The sequence below is a fragment of the Streptomyces sp. NPDC004126 genome, from assembly GCF_050275515.1.
Taxonomy (GTDB): Bacteria; Actinomycetota; Actinomycetes; order Streptomycetales; family Streptomycetaceae; genus Streptomyces.
In genome coordinates this window covers 1-1774 of sequence record NZ_JBNNPF010000129.1, presented here as the reverse complement: position 1 = coordinate 1774, position 1774 = coordinate 1, and the positions used below count along the sequence as shown (strand labels likewise).

The window sequence follows — 1774 nt, the reverse complement described above, 5'->3', positions numbered from 1 at the left end:
GTCGTCGACGGGTTCGACGTTGGTAGCGGCAGTGGTGAATTCACGGCCGGAGGAATCGCGGATGTAGGCGAGTTCCGTCCAGTGCTCGGTGAGGGTGTCGGAGACGTTCTCGTTGATCACAGCCATCAGTTCGCCTTCGACGCCGGAGGCAATGTCGCGGACGCGGCGGCGCAGGAGCCGGTGGGGCACGTATTCATACTGCTCACTCACCCGGCACCTCTGGGAAGCTGCTCAGGAAACGCGTCCAGCCGCTGTGGGCCCGGTCCAGCAGATCGGCGCTGGGCTCGATCAGGAAGGGTGCCTTCCCCGAGGGGCCGTCAAGACCGTCGGTACTGGGTACGTCGCGCGTGGTGCTGTGTTTGATGCGGCTGGTCACGGGTTACTCCCTGCCCTCGTCAATGAGTGGTGGAGCGGGACTCTTCGCAGCGCTCCCATTCGAACCCGGCGGCCGCCCAGGCGTGACCCACCATGTCGGGTGGCGCCCAGGCCGAACCACTGCCGCGTCCTATAGGACCGCCCTATATTTCCGGCATGGAGCCCGAGTTGGATGTGTGGATGCACCCCGAATTACGGGCGGCCGCAGCCGCTGAGGACTGGGCTGCCCTGTTGGGGACGTGGCGGAAGCTGACGCGGAGCAGCCAGAGTCGGCTCGGTGCCCTCGTGGGGCTGGCCCAACCCGATGTGTCCGCCATCGAGAACCGGCGGCGCGCGGTGACCTCGGCCGAGGTACGGCAGCGCATCATCGACGGGCTCGACGTGCCCCTGGAACTGCTCGGTGCCCGGTACGAGGATCTGCCGCTTCCCTCGCTCGTGCTGCCCGGAGTGGTGTCGGAGGCCGACGGCGAGCGCTTGGCCGGGGTGAGACAGGGTGGGATGCGACTGGATGCCGCTTCTGTCGATGCGATGGACGCCTTGTTGGCCGCCCATCGGCGCGCCGAGGACACGGTGGGGTCGCGCACCGTCGCACCGCTGGTTCTGGCGCAGTTCAGAGAAGTGGCCGGGCTGTACGGACAGGCTCGGGGGGCCCTGGCCGACCGGGTGGTGAGGTTGCTGGCCGAGTACGCCCAGTTCCTGGCGTGGATGGCGCAGGACCAGGACAAAGCCCCCGTGGCACTCGGGTGGTTCGACCGGTCCTACGACTGGGCATTGGAGGCCGGCTACGGCGACCTGGCGGCCACCACCCTGAGCATGAAGGCGCACCTGGCGTGGTCGGGAGGCAGCGGCCGTCGGTGTGTGCGTCTGGGTGAGGCTGCTGCTTCCCTCTCGGGGGCGAGCGAGGCCACCCGTGCCATGGCGGTGCAGATGGCGGGGCGGGGGTACGCGCTGGAGGGTGAGCGCGACGAGGCGTACTCCCGACTGGACGAGGCGCAGCGGATCATCGCCGGTGCCGTCGACGCGCCTCCGTGGCTCTACTTCTACGGCGAGTCCTGGTTCGGGGCCCAGCGCGGCATGGCCGACCTGCACCTGAAGGACTGGGACGGTGCGGTCGGGAACCTGACTTCGGGGCTTGCCGGCTTCGCCCCGTCATTCCGCCGGGACCGGGCCTGGTACGGATCCTGCCTCGCCCACGCGTACGCGGGCGCCGGAGAGGCCGAGGCCGCCCTGACCGAGGCCCTGGGTGTGATCCACGACGCCTCGGAGGTCGGCCGCCCGCACGCGTGGGCCGAGCTGCACAAGGTGGGCGCCGTCCTGCTGCGCAGAGGGGCCCGGGAAGGCCGGACGCTGGTGGGCATGCTCGCCCAGCTCGACTGACCTCGTCCTCTGGTGCGGCTAT

3 protein-coding genes are annotated in these 1774 nt (G+C 69.6%); 1 reads left to right on the top strand and 2 read right to left on the bottom strand.

Annotated elements, in window-relative coordinates:
- A partial coding sequence (locus ACQKM2_RS40830; RefSeq protein ID WP_427719275.1) for a hypothetical protein occupies positions 1-210 on the bottom strand: 210 nt, incomplete at its 3' end.
- On the bottom strand, positions 203-376 hold the full coding sequence (locus tag ACQKM2_RS40825; protein ID WP_427719273.1) for a hypothetical protein: 174 nt from the start codon (positions 374-376) through the stop codon (positions 203-205). The genes ACQKM2_RS40825 and ACQKM2_RS40830, both read right to left, overlap by 8 nt.
- A gap of 155 nt (positions 377-531) precedes the next feature.
- On the opposite strand from ACQKM2_RS40825, the gene ACQKM2_RS40820 reads away from it, so the two are divergent.
- Positions 532-1752, top strand: a complete 1221-nt coding sequence (locus ACQKM2_RS40820) for an XRE family transcriptional regulator (protein ID WP_427719271.1) — start codon at positions 532-534, stop codon at positions 1750-1752.
- The last annotated feature ends 22 nt before the right edge of the window (positions 1753-1774 follow it).

Excerpts from the sequence above, each read along its gene's own strand:
- ACQKM2_RS40820 (WP_427719271.1), top strand. The coding sequence starts at position 532 with ATGGAGCCCGAGTTGGATGTGTGGATGCACCCCGAATTACGGGCGGCC.